The sequence below is a fragment of the Romboutsia sp. genome (assembly GCF_056995035.1).
Genome location: NZ_JBXKIW010000092.1, coordinates 1 through 15,644, shown reverse-complemented (window position 1 = coordinate 15,644; position 15,644 = coordinate 1). Strand labels below are relative to the sequence as shown.

Annotated in this window: 14 protein-coding genes and 2 pseudogenes; 6 read left to right on the top strand and 10 right to left on the bottom strand. The window is 26.0% G+C overall.

The window, feature by feature from the left end; translation table 11 throughout:
- Positions 1-166: 166 nt before the first annotated feature.
- From AC11VW_RS14730 to AC11VW_RS14720, 3 genes and pseudogenes are all read right to left on the bottom strand, one after another.
- Positions 167-334 (bottom strand): hypothetical protein, encoded by a 168-nt coding sequence (locus AC11VW_RS14730; RefSeq protein ID WP_484302190.1) that lies wholly within the window; start codon positions 332-334, stop codon positions 167-169.
- Positions 335-501: 167 nt separating this feature from the next.
- Positions 502-588, bottom strand: a pseudogene (locus tag AC11VW_RS14725) (MarR family transcriptional regulator); the annotation flags it as partial.
- A gap of 192 nt (positions 589-780) precedes the next feature.
- Positions 781-1,965 carry a metallophosphoesterase family protein gene (locus AC11VW_RS14720; RefSeq protein ID WP_484302189.1) on the bottom strand — a complete coding sequence of 395 codons (1,185 nt, stop codon included), beginning with the start codon at positions 1,963-1,965 and terminating at the stop codon, positions 781-783.
- A 595-nt stretch (positions 1,966-2,560) separates the two neighbouring features.
- Here AC11VW_RS14720 and AC11VW_RS14715 point away from each other — a divergent pair.
- A complete protein-coding gene (locus AC11VW_RS14715; RefSeq protein WP_484302188.1) occupies positions 2,561-2,830 on the top strand; it encodes a hypothetical protein in 270 nt (89 codons plus the stop codon).
- Positions 2,831-3,084: 254 nt separating this feature from the next.
- Here the strand turns inward: AC11VW_RS14715 and AC11VW_RS14710 are convergent, their stop codons facing one another.
- The 5 genes from AC11VW_RS14710 to AC11VW_RS14690 all read right to left on the bottom strand — a co-directional run bounded on the left by AC11VW_RS14710 (position 3,085) and on the right by AC11VW_RS14690 (position 7,772).
- Entirely contained in the window at positions 3,085-3,987 is a 903-nt protein-coding gene (locus AC11VW_RS14710) for a sensor histidine kinase (protein ID WP_484302187.1), read from the bottom strand.
- An 82-nt stretch (positions 3,988-4,069) separates the two neighbouring features.
- Complete coding sequence (locus tag AC11VW_RS14705) at positions 4,070-4,849, bottom strand: ABC transporter permease (RefSeq protein WP_484302186.1); 780 nt, start codon at positions 4,847-4,849, stop codon at positions 4,070-4,072.
- Entirely contained in the window at positions 4,842-5,762 is a 921-nt protein-coding gene (locus tag AC11VW_RS14700) for an ABC transporter ATP-binding protein (RefSeq protein ID WP_484302185.1), read from the bottom strand. The genes AC11VW_RS14705 and AC11VW_RS14700 overlap by 8 nt, the downstream gene beginning before the upstream one ends.
- A 139-nt stretch (positions 5,763-5,901) precedes the next feature.
- Positions 5,902-6,597 carry a response regulator transcription factor gene (locus AC11VW_RS14695; RefSeq protein ID WP_484302184.1) on the bottom strand — a complete coding sequence of 232 codons (696 nt, stop codon included), beginning with the start codon at positions 6,595-6,597 and terminating at the stop codon, positions 5,902-5,904.
- A gap of 92 nt (positions 6,598-6,689) precedes the next feature.
- On the bottom strand, positions 6,690-7,772 hold the full coding sequence (locus AC11VW_RS14690; protein WP_484302183.1) for an acyltransferase family protein: 1,083 nt from the start codon (positions 7,770-7,772) through the stop codon (positions 6,690-6,692).
- Between the two features lie 587 nt (positions 7,773-8,359).
- Here AC11VW_RS14690 and AC11VW_RS14685 point away from each other — a divergent pair.
- The 5 genes and pseudogenes from AC11VW_RS14685 to AC11VW_RS14665 form a co-directional block, all read left to right on the top strand.
- Positions 8,360-8,920 carry a helix-turn-helix domain-containing protein gene (locus AC11VW_RS14685; protein ID WP_484302182.1) on the top strand — a complete coding sequence of 187 codons (561 nt, stop codon included), beginning with the start codon at positions 8,360-8,362 and terminating at the stop codon, positions 8,918-8,920.
- A 292-nt stretch (positions 8,921-9,212) separates the two neighbouring features.
- Positions 9,213-9,455, top strand: a complete 243-nt coding sequence (locus AC11VW_RS14680) for a hypothetical protein (RefSeq protein WP_484302181.1) — start codon at positions 9,213-9,215, stop codon at positions 9,453-9,455.
- An 847-nt stretch (positions 9,456-10,302) separates the two neighbouring features.
- Positions 10,303-10,797, top strand: a complete 495-nt coding sequence (locus tag AC11VW_RS14675) for a hypothetical protein (RefSeq protein WP_484302180.1) — start codon at positions 10,303-10,305, stop codon at positions 10,795-10,797.
- Positions 10,798-11,094: 297 nt separating this feature from the next.
- On the top strand, positions 11,095-12,366 hold the full coding sequence (locus tag AC11VW_RS14670; RefSeq protein WP_484302179.1) for an ABC transporter substrate-binding protein: 1,272 nt from the start codon (positions 11,095-11,097) through the stop codon (positions 12,364-12,366).
- Positions 12,367-12,957: 591 nt separating this feature from the next.
- Positions 12,958-13,166, top strand: a pseudogene (locus tag AC11VW_RS14665) (IS256 family transposase); the annotation flags it as partial.
- Between the two features lie 23 nt (positions 13,167-13,189).
- On the opposite strand, the gene AC11VW_RS14660 reads toward AC11VW_RS14665, so the two are convergent.
- Together AC11VW_RS14660 and AC11VW_RS14655 are read right to left on the bottom strand one after the other, a co-directional pair.
- Positions 13,190-14,278 (bottom strand): replication initiation protein, encoded by a 1,089-nt coding sequence (locus tag AC11VW_RS14660; protein ID WP_484302178.1) that lies wholly within the window; start codon positions 14,276-14,278, stop codon positions 13,190-13,192.
- A 634-nt stretch (positions 14,279-14,912) separates the two neighbouring features.
- Positions 14,913-15,644, bottom strand: a 732-nt coding sequence (locus AC11VW_RS14655; RefSeq protein ID WP_484302177.1) for a sensor histidine kinase, incomplete at its 5' end; no start/stop codon positions are given.

Sequence of the window (15,644 nt, the reverse complement as noted above, 5' to 3'; positions counted from 1 at the left end):
CTACATCAAATTCGCTACATTCAAAATCATGAATTCTATGAAATGATTTTAATGAATCTAAACTATCTGATAATGTGTTTCCTTTTAATTTTCCCATAATGAATCCTCCTAATATAGTTTAATCTCTTATTTATCACAATCTAATAAATCCTATTTAATTACATCTTTATTTCATATACTTCGAAAAATCAATGATAGGAGCTAATATCTTATGTTCTTCTTTAACAGGTTTTTCATTAGCTCTTCTTTTTTCTAATCTTTCCATAAATGCAGTTTTAGCTTTATCCATCATTGCAGCATCTACAACAATTCTTTCTAAACTCTGCTTGTCCAAATAAGTATGAACTCCATATCAGGTAATGCATACTCTACATAATCTAACCATATTTATTCATTCCTTAGCTTTCTATTATAACACTTAAAGTAATACTAACACTAACACTAATCTTTAACCAAAGCTTTTTCTCATACATAATATCCTCCTAGTCATTTCAGTTGACACTACTTCATTTCTTTTATCAATTTACTTACGGCTTGTCTACTTACCCCTAATTCCTTTGATATCTGACTCTGATTTAACCCTTTATCTTTTAGTCTCTTTAGGCCAACCTACATTTTTTCTGCAAAATCACACCAAAGTTTGATCAACATCAGTTATACCAATGAATGTATCAATTTAATAGGATAGATTCTTTTTTTGTACTTTAAATCCATAAAAGGTCAATAAATTGCAGAATTTCGGAAATATGGTAGCTACCCCTTTCATAACGATAGATTATTTTAATAAAAATCTATTGTTATAGTTTTGTTTTTAGATATGTTGTTTAGAAAATTCATATCGTTTTTATTTAAGTTGTTTATCACAATTTCATACCCATTATGTTCACATATAAAATAAGGATTTTTAGTATCTTCTTGATAGAAGTAAATATTAAACCATTTTAATTTATTCTTATATAAAAAGTTACTTGTCAAAAGATTAGTTACATTTTCATCTGTTTTTACTTTAAAAAGTATTTGTTTTTGATTTAAATTGATTTCAATTTCTTCTTCTAATACATTCAATTTTGACCTTATTTCAGTAATTAGTTCTATTTCATTATTCCAACAAGATAATTGAATAAATCCACTTTCTTTAATCCATTTTTCAATTATTAAAGGGAAAAATGACCAATCTACAGGAATTATATCGGTATCATATTTAGGGTTTATAGAAACATCATAAATCTCTTTTTTTATTTTGTTAGTATATATATTACAATAAGGATCTGGAACATTGTCATATATACATTGTTCAACTACTTCATATGCATCATGTTTTAAGTTTTTAAAATAAATAATTTCTTCATCTTCATTAATATCTATTACAACAAATTTAATAGTATTGTTATTTAAAGAACTTATAGCCCCAGGTTTTATTACTTTATAATTCTCGTGAGTTTCTAAACATTCAAGATGGTTATCTGCAATTAATAAATAATCATGACTATTTATATTTAATGTTTGTTCTTTTCTTGAAAGTTTCTCAATAGAATTTTCTGTTATTACAGTTGTTAAACTATTACCTCCAAAAGTATCTTGATATTCATGATTTGAATGTATCATAAAAAACTTTTTACCAAACAATTCAATAGACTTAGATAATGGTAATTTTTTAATTTTAGTTATTCGATCATTGCCTAATTTTTCTAATGTCCATAATTCATGTGACTCTTCTTCATCAAAAAACAAACAATCATCAAAGTTATTATTAATTAATTCATATTCTTTATTGCCCATAATATTTATAAATCTTTTATCATTCATAACTATATCAAATACTTCGCATGGATTAGGTCCATCTTGAACAAAATCGCCAAGATTTAAAATATAATCTATATTATATTTTAAATCTATATATTTTAAAAAATTTCTTAGTGAATAAATATTAGAATGAATATCAGAAATAATGCATATTTGACCCATATTATATATAGTTCCTTTCTTTTTTAATTTTATTTTTTTAAGTAACTAATAAAACAGATGATAAAGATTTTACTATATTCACTAATATTTTAATAACTGATCCTGTAATAGCTGCTATTTCAGTCCAACTTACGCCGTTTTTCGCTAAGTCGTTGCTTATGCTATGTAAATCTTAACTCTTTACTAATTCTTTTATAGCATCATTATAATCATTATAACATTGCTTTAATTGGTAAGTTTTTCTATACTTAGAATCATGAGCTCTTATACATTCTCTTCCTGTTTTTGTTTTATATTTAAATACATGCCAATTTTTAATTGTATAACTTCGTTGTTGTATAAATATATATACTAATTTATTAATTTCATATTAATCATTAGTATCAACTAAATAAATTAGTTCAGATTTTAGATACGGGAAACCGAAATAAGCGTGAAAACCTGTCACATTAATATGTATATACTGCTTATGGCCGGTTTTCACACTTATCTCTGCTATATCAATATGTAATTATTTTCCAGTTACTTTTACAATATTATCCAATATAATAAATTAGATTAATTAATTAATTTATTTATTTATGGAGGAAAAGTAATGAAAAAAAAAATTAAAAATTCATCTTTAGGTGTAGAACGTGCTATTGATGATTTAGGTAGACTTGTTTTGCCTAAGGAAATGAGAGATTCACTTAATTTTCAAAAAAATCAAGTAGTTAATATAAAGCTATTTAAAAACTATATACAAGTTGAAAAAAGCACAAATAGATGTAACTTTTGTGATAGTGAAATTGATATAATTTATTACAAAAATTTCCCTATCTGCAAAAAATGTTTAAATGAAATAATTGAAGAGTTTAACAAATAAGATAAAAATCAATAAAAAAGTATAATTATATTTAAAATGGTCCTTTGTCAAGGACATTAAAAAAAGAGTGTAACTAAACAACTAAAAGTTGATTCCTATATTGAATAGGAGTCAACTTTTTTGAATTCCACTGACAACAATGCCTGTTATAATACACCATTTATAACACTTCCTTTTCAACGTAATCATATCCTTTATATTATAATTTATATATTAAATTATAATATAATTCATTATTAAAATCATTTTATAATTCAATATGTAAATTTAACTTCAAATTTCAACCATTCTTTATCAATATCTGCTTTAATAGTTCCTCCAAAAGTCTCTATAAGAAGTTTTGTAATAGTAAGCCCAAGTCCAGAGCTTTGATTATTCCTTGAAGCATCTTTCATATAAAAACGGTCAAATAAATGCGATACCTCTTTTTTATCTAATGCTTCTGTATCATTGATAAATACAAGAATTACTTCATTATCTTTCTTTTCTAATAAAACCTTAAAAGCAGTTTTACTATATTTAAGGGAATTTTGAATTAAGTTTGCAAATACTCTATCTAATGCATTTACATCACCTTGTATATTTACTGGTTGTTCACCAATATCTAATTCTACTTCAATTCCTTTTTTATCAAATTCCTGATAAAAACTAAGCAATTGCTCCCTTAGTACCTTATGAATGTCCACCATTTCCATATGTATCTTATATTCATTATCTTCTAATCTTGATAAATCATAAAAATGCTGAATAAGATTTTGCAATGCTTTTGATTTGCGTTTAACAATACTAATATACTCGACCTTTTCTTCCTTGGTTATATTCTCATCATCCATAAGCTCCAAATATCCCAAGATAGATGTAAGAGGTGTTCTCAAATCATGTGATATATTCTCAATTTCTTTCCTAATTTCTCGTTCTCTTCTCATGTATCTAATTTTATCGACTTGTGTTTCTCCTAAATATTCATTTATATCTTCTAATAATTGTTCAAAATCCTTATTTGGAGATGCAAAGTTAAGTTTACGATTAGATTCTCTATTTTCACAAATTTCTTTAAAATCTTTGTTTGCTTCCTTAATATTTTTAGAAAGCAGAAAAAAGCGTGTAGCAAAATACACGCTTGGTATTAATAAAATAACCAGTATCCACATCATCATTTGCACACTCCTTTTCCTATCACTAAGTTTTTTATATCACATAAAATTTCCCACTATATTCAATATCTATTTTTATCATACTTTACTTAATTTCTCTCTTTTTAAATAATATAAGACCTAAAACATAAAATATGACAGTTCCAATAACACCAACTATAAAACACTCAATCAATCCCTCTTGGCTACTCCAATGCATAACTAGGGTTTGTGCTATTGAATCGTATACGGCATTATTCATAATATTCCAAGGCATCCAATAAGCTACTTTTTCTAAAAAATAAATTCCTCTTCCTGCCATATTTACTATCATTGGTATTACAACCATTACACCTACCCAAATGACTCCTACAGTCGTTTCATTTTCAAATATAAAGTAAAAGCAGTGAGCTACAGTAATACTCGTTATTAGTAATGGAAAGCAAGCAATTAATGAACGAAGTAATTCATTCAAATACACTATTCCGCTATTCTCAAGCATTACATAGGCACTAATAATATAAACTCCACTAATACAAATTAAATTTATTACTGAAATAATTAACTCCATTAAAAACTTTCCAAAGTAAATCTGATTTCTTGGAATTCCATAGGAAATAGAATTTTTTAAGGTGTTATATTTAAATTCATGACCATAAATTGTTGCAACCAATGGTAAACATAAAATCATAATCATCGACATAGATGCATAAAAACTACTAAAAGAAAACTTAGTATTACCATAAGGAAAATTCACCTGACTATTGGAAAAAAGCCCCAATGCTACATTTAAGAAAATTGCAAATCCCATACCTCCAAATAAAAAAATGTAATTTCCCTTAGATTTTAGGTTACGATAAACCTCACTCTTAATGTAATTAGTCATTTTCACCATCTCCAATCAAAGACATATAATAATTTTCAAGGTCAATTGTTTTTTGCTCTAAGGCTAATAATCCAATTCCATTAGCAATTGACAACTCACTGATCTTTTCAGGTTCATAAATTCCATCAAAGAGTTGTATCTTTTCGTCTGGAATTACCTTATAATTCACATACCCTAACTTTTCTTCTAAGAGGGCGCATAACTTCTTTGCATTGGTTACCTTAATCTCTAAATAGCTCTTACATTTTTCTTCAAGTTCCTTAGCAGATAACTCCTCCACTAACTTTCCATTATTTAAAAACCCATAACAGGTTGCAATATTAGACAGCTCCGATAATATATGGCTTGAAATTATGATTGTGATGTTCTTTTCTTTATTAAGTTTTAATAGTAAATTTCTAATTTCAATAATTCCCGATGGATCTAATCCATTGATAGGCTCATCAAGAATCAATAACTCCGGTTCTGTCATCATAGCAAGAGCTAAGCCTAATCTTTGCTTCATACCAAGAGATAAATTATCAAATTTCTTTTTCTTTGCATTAAGTAGATCAACTTCTTTAAGAATTTTATCAATATTACTTTTACCTGGAATTCCCCTTTGAAGGCGATAATACTCTAAATTCTGCTTTACTGTAAGTTTTGGGTAAAAGGATGGATTTTCAATAATCGCTCCAGTTCTCTTTCTGACACGGTTTAAATCTTCATTAGAAACTTTTGAAAATAATTCAAAACTTCCATTAGTAGGTTCTGACTGTCCTGTTAAAATTCTAAGCAGTGTCGTCTTACCTGCTCCATTGTTACCTACTAATCCATAAATATCTCCTTGATTGACTGTAATATCAACATTTGATAATGCCATATTATTTTTATATATTTTGGATAATTGATGTGTTTTAACAATTTCATTCATTATAATTTCCCCCTATTCTTTAACTTTTTCTAACACTATGAGCATTTATCAGATATCTGATTTACTCTATAGTACTAAGGATATAGAATTTTATTTAATAAATCCTCAAGAAAGTTTAAAGAAAGTTTAAAGATTATTATTAATCCTTCATTAGCTTAAATCCAATACCCCAAACTGTTTTTATGTATTCTTCATTATCATCTAATTCTTTAATCTTTTTTCTAAGATTACTAATATGAACATTTACTGTATTATCTTCCCCATAATATCCATTCTTCCAAATCGCTTCATAAAGTGCTTCTCTTGAATATACCTTGTCTGGATTTTTAAGTAATAGACATAAAATATCAAATTCATGTGCTGTTAATAATAAGTTTTTTTGATTTACTTTTACCTCACGAGACTGTTCCCATAAGCTTAAATTTTTAAACTGATGCTTTATTTTCTCACTTTGTATGCAGATAAACTTCTTATATCTTCTTAACTGGGAATTTACTCTAGCTAAAATCTCTTCTGCTTCAAATGGCTTTGTAATATAATCATCTGCTCCAAGGTTTAGCACATTAACCTTATCCTCTAAGGAAGATTTGGCCGAAATAGCAACAATCGGTATTTCTTTTTCCTTTCTTACTTCTTTGATAAGTTCTTCTCCTGTTACACCAGGCAGCATTAAATCAAGCAAAATCATATCAAATCCGCCCATTGATAATCGTAGCTTCGCCTCACTACCTGAAAATGCCTGTGTAACTTGATACCCCTTCTTTTTTAATATTTTACCAATCAGATTATTAATATCCGCATCGTCTTCCACAATTAAAATATGTTCTTTGCACATAATTCCTCCTATAAAGACCTACCTATAAAACAAAATAGAGGACAATTGTCCTCCATTTATATTATACTATTATTTTATATCAATATCAGAATTTAGTTTTCTTTTAGTCCTACTTGCGTCTTTCTTCCACCACTAATAACTTGATATACTGAAGGAATATATTTTTCTAGAATAGTACTAATAGCATATATAAGAGTTAAAGTTGTAATAGGTGCAACAACATAAGCTACAAGCGCAAAGATTGTATTGTTACCTAGTATTTTTAAAATTAATTTCTCTACTATTTCTATAATTATTGGGTGTATTGCATAAATCATAAAAGTATAATTCATATATCTTATTATAAATATTTTTTCATCAAGTAAATCAAAACCATTCCATAAAGCAATTAATCCTATAAGAATACTAATTTTATGTATAAATTGATTCGGCAATAATATATTCATAATAATAAGTAAAAACCATAGATAAATTATTCCTATTTTATATTTCTTTGATTTCAAATCCATTATATTTTTACATACTATACCTCCATGAATAGACATATATGAACCAATAGTAAAAAAGCATAATGCATCTAATGTGACTATTAAATTTTCAATTTTTATTTCTAATATCCATCCTATTAATATAATGATTGTAATCATTTGACCTCTTCGCTTATTTTTTAAAACAGTATATATAGCCGGTGAAATAATTACTAGTATTATCAAATTGAACATAAACCAAAATGCATAATTATATTTATATAAAAAAACCCCTTGAATAAAATCTATTACTGTAGGTTGTTGAATATATCCACTCATAAAAGGTCTTAATTGCTTTATAAAAAAAGGTATTAAAAATATCATATATCCTACTATATTCCAAATTAAATATGGTATTAGTAATGATTTAAACCTCTTTTTATATTTTTTAATAAACCATTCAATAGATGGGGTTATCTTATAAAAAAATAAAAATGATGATAGTATAAAAAATAACGGTACTGCCGTTCTTGCTACTCCGTCACTAATAAAATTTTCTATAATATAGATAAATTTTTCCATACTTGTTCCTGTAAAACTTATTGAGTACTGTTCTACATTATATGTATGAATTAATACTACTAATATAGCGCATAAAAATGTAAGAACCTTTATTTTCTTACTGTCTTTACTTGATATTTCAATCATGACTTTTCCCCCTTCTTAAAAGCTAACAATTGTTAGATATAGCTATTGCAATATTCTTTTATTAAAAATACACATGCATTAACTCTTCCTTATTTACATTTTACCACAATGACATATTTATTTTTTCACGATAACGTGATTCCTTTTACAGTTGAATTTGTCCTAGCTCAGTATTAATCTGTCTATTTATAAAAATAAAATAAAAAATATACAAATAAGTACTATGATTTAAACATCATAGTATACATAAAATTTAATTATCATTTCTAAAATAATCTAAAGAATACACAATTATATTTCCAGACTCGCCTTTTTAGTTATAAAATTCTTTAAATGTGTTTTAAAAAAACTAGTTAGTTTTAAAATGTTGAAATATAGCCATGTCAAAATACTTTTACATAATAAATTCAGCATTTTTTTATAATGTAAAATTTATTTTTCATCATAATTGGATTAAATTGGAAATTTACTTTATAATAAAATTAACTACAAAATATTTTATCAATAGAATTAAATTATATGGAAAACACATTTGATAGAACTATCATCTCAAAGAAAATATGATTTATTTATAGAAAGGGAATTTTATGAATATTAGTAAGCAACTTAAAAATTATCGAAAAGAATTTAATATTTCTCAAGAGGAATTAGCAGAAGTAATTCATGTTTCAAGACAAACAATATCAAATTGGGAAAATAGTAAAAGTTATCCTGATCTTCAAAGTTTATTGTTGCTTAGTGAGTATTTTAAAGTTTCCTTAGATGAATTAGTCAAAGGAGATGCAATTAATATGAAAAATAAATTAGAGAAAAAAGAAATCCGTAAATTTGGTTATGGTTTTTTAATTAGTTTTATCTTTATGTTTTTAACTATTCCTATTGCAAAAATGTTTGTTCCATATGGCTTTATAATTCCTGCAATTTTTATGTTTTTAATGATATGGTCTGCATTTAAAGTTGAAAAAATCAAAAAAGATAAAGATATTCAAACTTACGAAGAAATATTAGCTTATATGGAAGGTAGAGAAATTCCTACTACAGATAAAGATGAAAAACGTAAAAAATTTCTTGTAAAAAAAGTATTTTGTACTATTATACTTGCTATTATAACTTATTTATTAACTTACTTTTTAATGATGTATGTTTAATAAAATTGCTCATATTTTTAAATTTATAAGTTATAATGAGTGGCTAAATTTGAATGTAGAGAGGATTAATATATTGAATACAATAAAAAGGCTTAAAACTGAATTTAAGCCTTTTTTGTTATATTTTACTAGAACTCTTTAAAGTGCTATTTAGAGATTAATTATAGGCACATTAATAATAATGTGCCTTTTAGTTACAAAACTCTTTAAATGTATTTTTAGAAACCAGTTGAACTTTTAAAAATAAAAGGTAATTATTAAAGTAAAATACTTAAAAAGGGGGAGCTTTAATATGAGTATAAAATCTCTAGCTATTTTTGAAATATTAATTGGCTTTATTATAATAATTTTATCGGCTCTAAAGTTATTTGAAATAATCGAAATACCACTACTAGTTATAAATTTATTATTTATAACTAGTATGAGTATATTAACATGGATAAATTATAAGAATAATAAAAGAACACAGATGTTTATTGGAATTTTAATTATTTTAATTTTAATTGGTTTAATTATTTTATCAGTGATAAATTAGTATCTAAATTTCACTTTAGGGATTGGTTATGTATTTAGACTAAAATTTATGTCCTTAGAATCCATTTATTTAAATTCTAAGGGTATTTTTACTAGATACCTTTAAATAGTTTTTTAAGGAGTAATTGAATTTTAAACTTTTTATTAAAGTCACTAATATATTTGATACAATAAAATTAAAAAGGAGATTATTATGAGAAACTGTTTAGAGTGCAATGATCATTTTACTTTTATAGATAGATTCAAATTTCTAATCACAGGAAAGCTTACTTGTAAAAAATGTAAAACTACATATAAAATTCAAAACACTATTTATCGCTTTATATATTTTTTAGTTGTATATCTTTCATGTATTTTTATTGCACCAATATTTGCAAATTATGAAGGAATAGATTTAAGATGGCATTATAGGGTAATTATTTCGATTTTTATTACTGTATTTTTAATCACAATATACGATTTAATCCCTCATAAATTACAAAAATATAAAATAATAAAATAACTAGTCATTAAATTGCAGTTTAGGAACTAGTTAAGGATTTAAAACAAAATTAATGCCATTAGAATTCAAATAAGTGGATTCTAATGGCATTTTTACTCCACATATCAATTTACCTTCTTATAGAAATTCACTTCCTTAGTTTCATAACTTACAAGTTATGAAAACGTAAAAATTAGGTGGATAATATGAAAAAGATATTAATAGAGGCAATGGTATTATTGACTTTCTCAAAAATTGCTTAATTTGAAATTCTAAGTTTATTATTGAAATTTAGCTTTTGAAAAATGGTAAATTATGGTATAATCATCAAAGTCATAATTGGGAATAAGAAAGGGAATATATTATTATGTTAAAAAAAGTAATTACACTGACAGCTTTGATATCAATGCTGGGTGGAAGTAGTTTAATCGCACATGCAGATGGAGTAAATACATACTCTCCAGAAACAGGAGAATTACCATATCAAGGTATAGAGATGAACATAAGACAAACTAGAACAAAAACTCTGAATTATTCAGGAACATTTAAGAACTATGCACAAACTGATTCATTTACATGTGGAGGAGGTCAACATATACAAAACGGATATCAACGTACTAAGACAGCTACAGCTAGTACTGGTGTACAATATCAGATAGTGACAGAACAAGGTTCAAGGCTAAAATATGTAACTAAAACAGGTGTATATAACGGAAATCTTGAGATAGATATGAGTGGTAACGGTACAATTGGATCTGGTCGTAAACTTAGAATAGCTAACTATTATAATTTATCATTCAATGATCCGAATGCTCCACTACAATCTGCATCGGGTCAATTTAATTATCTTTATGGTATTTAATTATCTTTATGGTTCTTAATATACTTAGAGGCTCCTTCTAATGAAGGTAGCCTCTTTATTTGTAGCGTAATACTATTATTTAAAATTTAGTATCTAAATAGATTCATAATCAGTATATTTAAACTGATTAAGTCAAATTTTCAATACCAACACTTTTAACTATATTACTAAGTAGTGAAGTAAATATTATATACATAATCATTGGTATTACTTATATTGAATGTATATTAATTATAAAATTCAGAAAAAAATATGTATGCTTAGTCAGTGATTACATTTTGAAATAGGAGCATGAATATGAAAAAAATAATGATGTTATTGGGGGTATTACTCGTATGTACAGTGGTAATATTTTACCAAAATAGAGGAAGTGTAAATGGATTAGTTTTGTATGAAAGTGAAGTTCCTAGTTATGACACTTTAAAAAAGTATTTAAAGGAAGAGCTCGATATAAACCTCAACGTAGACTATGTTATAGATGATAGTGAAACGCTTGAAAAATCTGATTTTTGGGAGTATTCAAGAGCTCAATTAGCAAATAAGTTAAATGACAATAACACTGATTTACTGTTAGATATCCCAAATGAATATCTAACAGATTATATAGAAAATGAAGAGTTATTAAAATTAGATAATTATATAGATATACATAACATTTATCCCGCAATAGTGGATAAATCTCGAGAAATAGGTAATGGTAGTATATATTTTATTTCCCCCTATTTTTCATCAGATTTTCTTATGATAAATGTAAAGCTCTTTGAGGAGTTAAACATACCTATTCCAAATGAAATAAAATCTTGGCAAAATGTTTCGGAAATATTAAGTGATGTTAAAAGTTCAATTGAGAGTAATAATATTGATAATATTTATCCTTTGTCATTAGGTATAAATGGTATAGAAAGTTTTTTTCAAGATTTTGAAGTTCTGACAAAACCACTCAATTTATCTGTAAAATCAGACGGAACTATCTATGACGATGAAAAATGGATCGATGTATTTTCATTCTTTATGAATTTGTATAAGGAGTATGGGATACATGAAACGATACATACACCTGATATGTTTGTTGATGATAAGATAGTTATGAAATTTGTTCAAGGACCTGAAATAACGAACTATAAAGATTCTATGGATAAATATAAAGTTTTTGAGGTTCCTTCTTATAAAGGATTTGAAGATAAAGTTCCTCTAAATACTGTAGATGTATCGATACCCACTAATGCTCCTAACCAAGAAAATGCATTGAAGACATTGAACCATTTTCTTAGTAAAGAATTTGCAAATGAGGGGGTTGACGGTAGATTATTCGGAACGTATCCATTTGTTAGTTATATTGATGATGAAATTCTTGATAAATGTAGGGATTTTTATAACTTAAATAATCCTAGTGTTTTATATCCAGATAAATCAGGATATGCAAATAAACATGAATTTGTATTATTTAGTGACTATGTTAATTATCAACAATCACAAAGAGAAGTTGTTCCAGATATTATTCGTGGGAAAATCAGCATTGAAGAGGGATTCAATGAAATAAAGAGAAAGTATTTGGAGTATTCAAACTAAGCAGTTGACAAATAAAGAAATCTGAATTATTAGGGTAGAGTCCTAAAAATTCAGATTTACAACGTCAAGCTAATTTTACCCAGTAATTTCAACAATTTGAGGGTCTTATAGTTTTTTCATAATTTTAGTTATTTCTATAAAAATTAAAAATACAACTAATCGCTAAATTGCTATTTAGGTATTAGTTACATAGTAAAAAGAGTGTATACGTTGAAATTTCTTACTTTCAGCACCTACACTCTTTTTTTATTTCATAAATTTATATAAGACTTTATTTTTTAAACTCATGCTATTTTTTCATAAATAAGTCTTTTTAACCCTTTTACTTTATTTATTTTAGTATTATTGTATTTATTTTGTATCTCACTTTATTTATTAGTTTGCTTATGGATCATCTATAAATCAAATTTAAATCAATCCAAATGAAGTTCCCTTTCCTTACGAAATATGTACTAAATTCGTTTTTAATCGTTTTTAATCGTTTCTAATCGTTTCTAAGCATATTAAACACCCTTAGTTTATTTAAATTCATATACCACCTTAAAACTTAAATAAATGCGTTTTTAGACTAATCTAATATATTACTTTTACTATACTACAAACTCAATTGAAATCTACAATAGATTATTAAGAAAAGTTACTAAATCTATATTTCCATAAGATAAATCACTTCATAAATCTTTATATTTATCAACTATGATATCTCTTAAAAATGGACCCAAAAGATTAGAAGTTGGAATCAAATACTAGCTCATCTTAGTATTTATTTTGAAGATAGGATATCATCCTTAATGTTATAAAATTTCAAAAAAATCAGTGGTTTTTACCAAAACTTATCAAGTTCTATCTCATGAGCCAACTCTTCTTGTTCTTCTTTTTCATATTCAATAATCTTATTATCTAAGCAACCCTTGAAAAACTTGTATGAAGTAGCCTTAATCTCATCTACATCATCCCTATCCATAGTTATCATTATTGCATCATCAAAAGCTTTTAACATATATTTATTATTAAAATCAACTTCTTTAAAGTCCTTTTTAAAACTTCTCAAAGTACCTTTGGTAAATACAGTTTCATCTGGAATATATAAATCAATTTCATTCTTAGATATCTTAGTAATTTCAATTTTTGCATTCTCTACAATAGATACATCACTACTAATTGCACACTCTTTTAATGCATTATGTTTAGGCATTTTATTAACAGTTTCATCATCCTTAGTAAAATACTTTCGCTTGTCTAAATCTTTAACTACAAAGTCAATAGAATCAACCTTTCTACCGACCTTATTTTCTTTTATATATATCTCAAAATATCCAGTTTTATTAAGCTCTGCTATTGCTGGAATTACAACTCTCCTCTTGAAATCATTGTATCTATCATATTTATCTTCAATCATCAAAAGTTCCTTAAGATCATCAACCTTATAATTTATAGTGGACTTTGTTCCACTCCAAAGTCTTAACAAATCATAAAATCTTTGAGCATTTGGATTTATTAAACTAAAAAATATAGCTAAGTTTATAGGTGTATATCCTGTTTCTAAATATTTTCTTATATAATCATGAATCTCTTTAGATGCTTCAATTTTAAAAGTTTTTCTAGACTTTATATATTTAAAACCATTGATAAAACCATACTCCCCCCATCCCTCTTCATCTCTAAAGTAAATACTTTGCTTTCTTAAATTTACTAATAAATCTGAAATAGAATCTATAGAACTTGTCTGCTTTTTCTTTATTATAGACTTAAATTCCTCGTGAGATATTTCACATTTAATAACATCCTCATTATTCTTTTGTAACTTGTATAAAAGCATTAGAAATATTCTATTTTCTAATGTTGATATATTATATTTAGCCTTTATAATTATATTATTTTTCATAACTATATTTTTTTCATTTGTGTTCATTCCTATACCTCCGCCCAATAATCAATACTAATCCTATCTATAATTTAATATAAACTTTTAAATACGTCAATATTTATATAGTTGCGTATTTAAAAGTTCCCTCATGTCGTACTTAAAGTTCCTATGTGTTGTATTAAAAGTTCCCTCATATCACACTTAGAGTTCCCATGTGTCGTATTAAAAGTTCCCTCATGTCGTACTTAGAGTTCCCATGTGTCGCATTAAAAGTTCCCTCATGCCGTACTTAGAGTTCCCACCTGTCGCATTTAAGGTTCCCATGTGTCGTAGTTAAGTTCCCTCATGTCGTATTTAGCTTGAAATTTATTAGTAATTCCAATGGTTTCAGATATGCCTAAATACTTTTAAATACTATAAATACTTTTATAAATACTAAGTAAAGACTAGTAAAGGTCTTTTTTCTGTACTAATCTATCCTATTTTCAAACATAAACAAAATTAATACCTAATTTACTGCATTAAAAAAGACAGATTTCTCTGCCTTTAATTTTGATTCATAGCTCTTCTTATCAGTTCAATATTATCAATGTATAAAAATGTTGACACATAATAATTTTTACAGAGAAAAGTATTATTAATTCTAGTATCAAATAACTAATCTGTGTATATATTTTTACTAAGCTTTAATAAACACTAACTCTACTTTGAAAAGATCTGCATCTATTTGTATTTCAAACTTACCATTTTGAAGTTCTACTAAGTCCTTAGCTATGGCAAGTCCTAATCCACTTCCTTCAGTATTTCTTGATAAGTCTCCTCTTTTAAACCTTTCTGTTATTTCATCAGGTTCAAAATTTAATTGATAAGATGATATATTTTTCATATAAACGTATATATTCTCACCTTTTTCTTTAATTTCTATATAAACTCTAGTATTTTCTAAAGAATACTTAGCAATGTTATTTAATAGATTTTCAAATACTCTATACATTCTTTTTCCATCACAGTTTATGTATACAGGTTCTTTTGGTAAATTTATTTGTAAATCCAGCTTAGTCTTTGCTAATTTTTCTTCATTTTCGCCTATGCTTTGTTTTAATAATTGACTTAAATTTAGCCTTTTAATATCAAGACTTATATTGCCACTACTAGCTTTACTAGCCTCAAATAAATCTTCTATTAGCACTTTTAGCCTTTTTGATTTATTGTCTAATATATTTACATAATCATTTAAGTGCTGTGGTTGTATATTTTCTTCTTTTTTTATTAAGCCAACATAATTTATTATAGCTGTTAAAGGCGTTTTTAAATCATGGCTTACATTTGTTATAAGCTCACTTTTTAGTTTTTCATCTATTGCGTTATCTAATCCTTCGCTTATATTATTTATATTTTCAGCTAAAGTCGT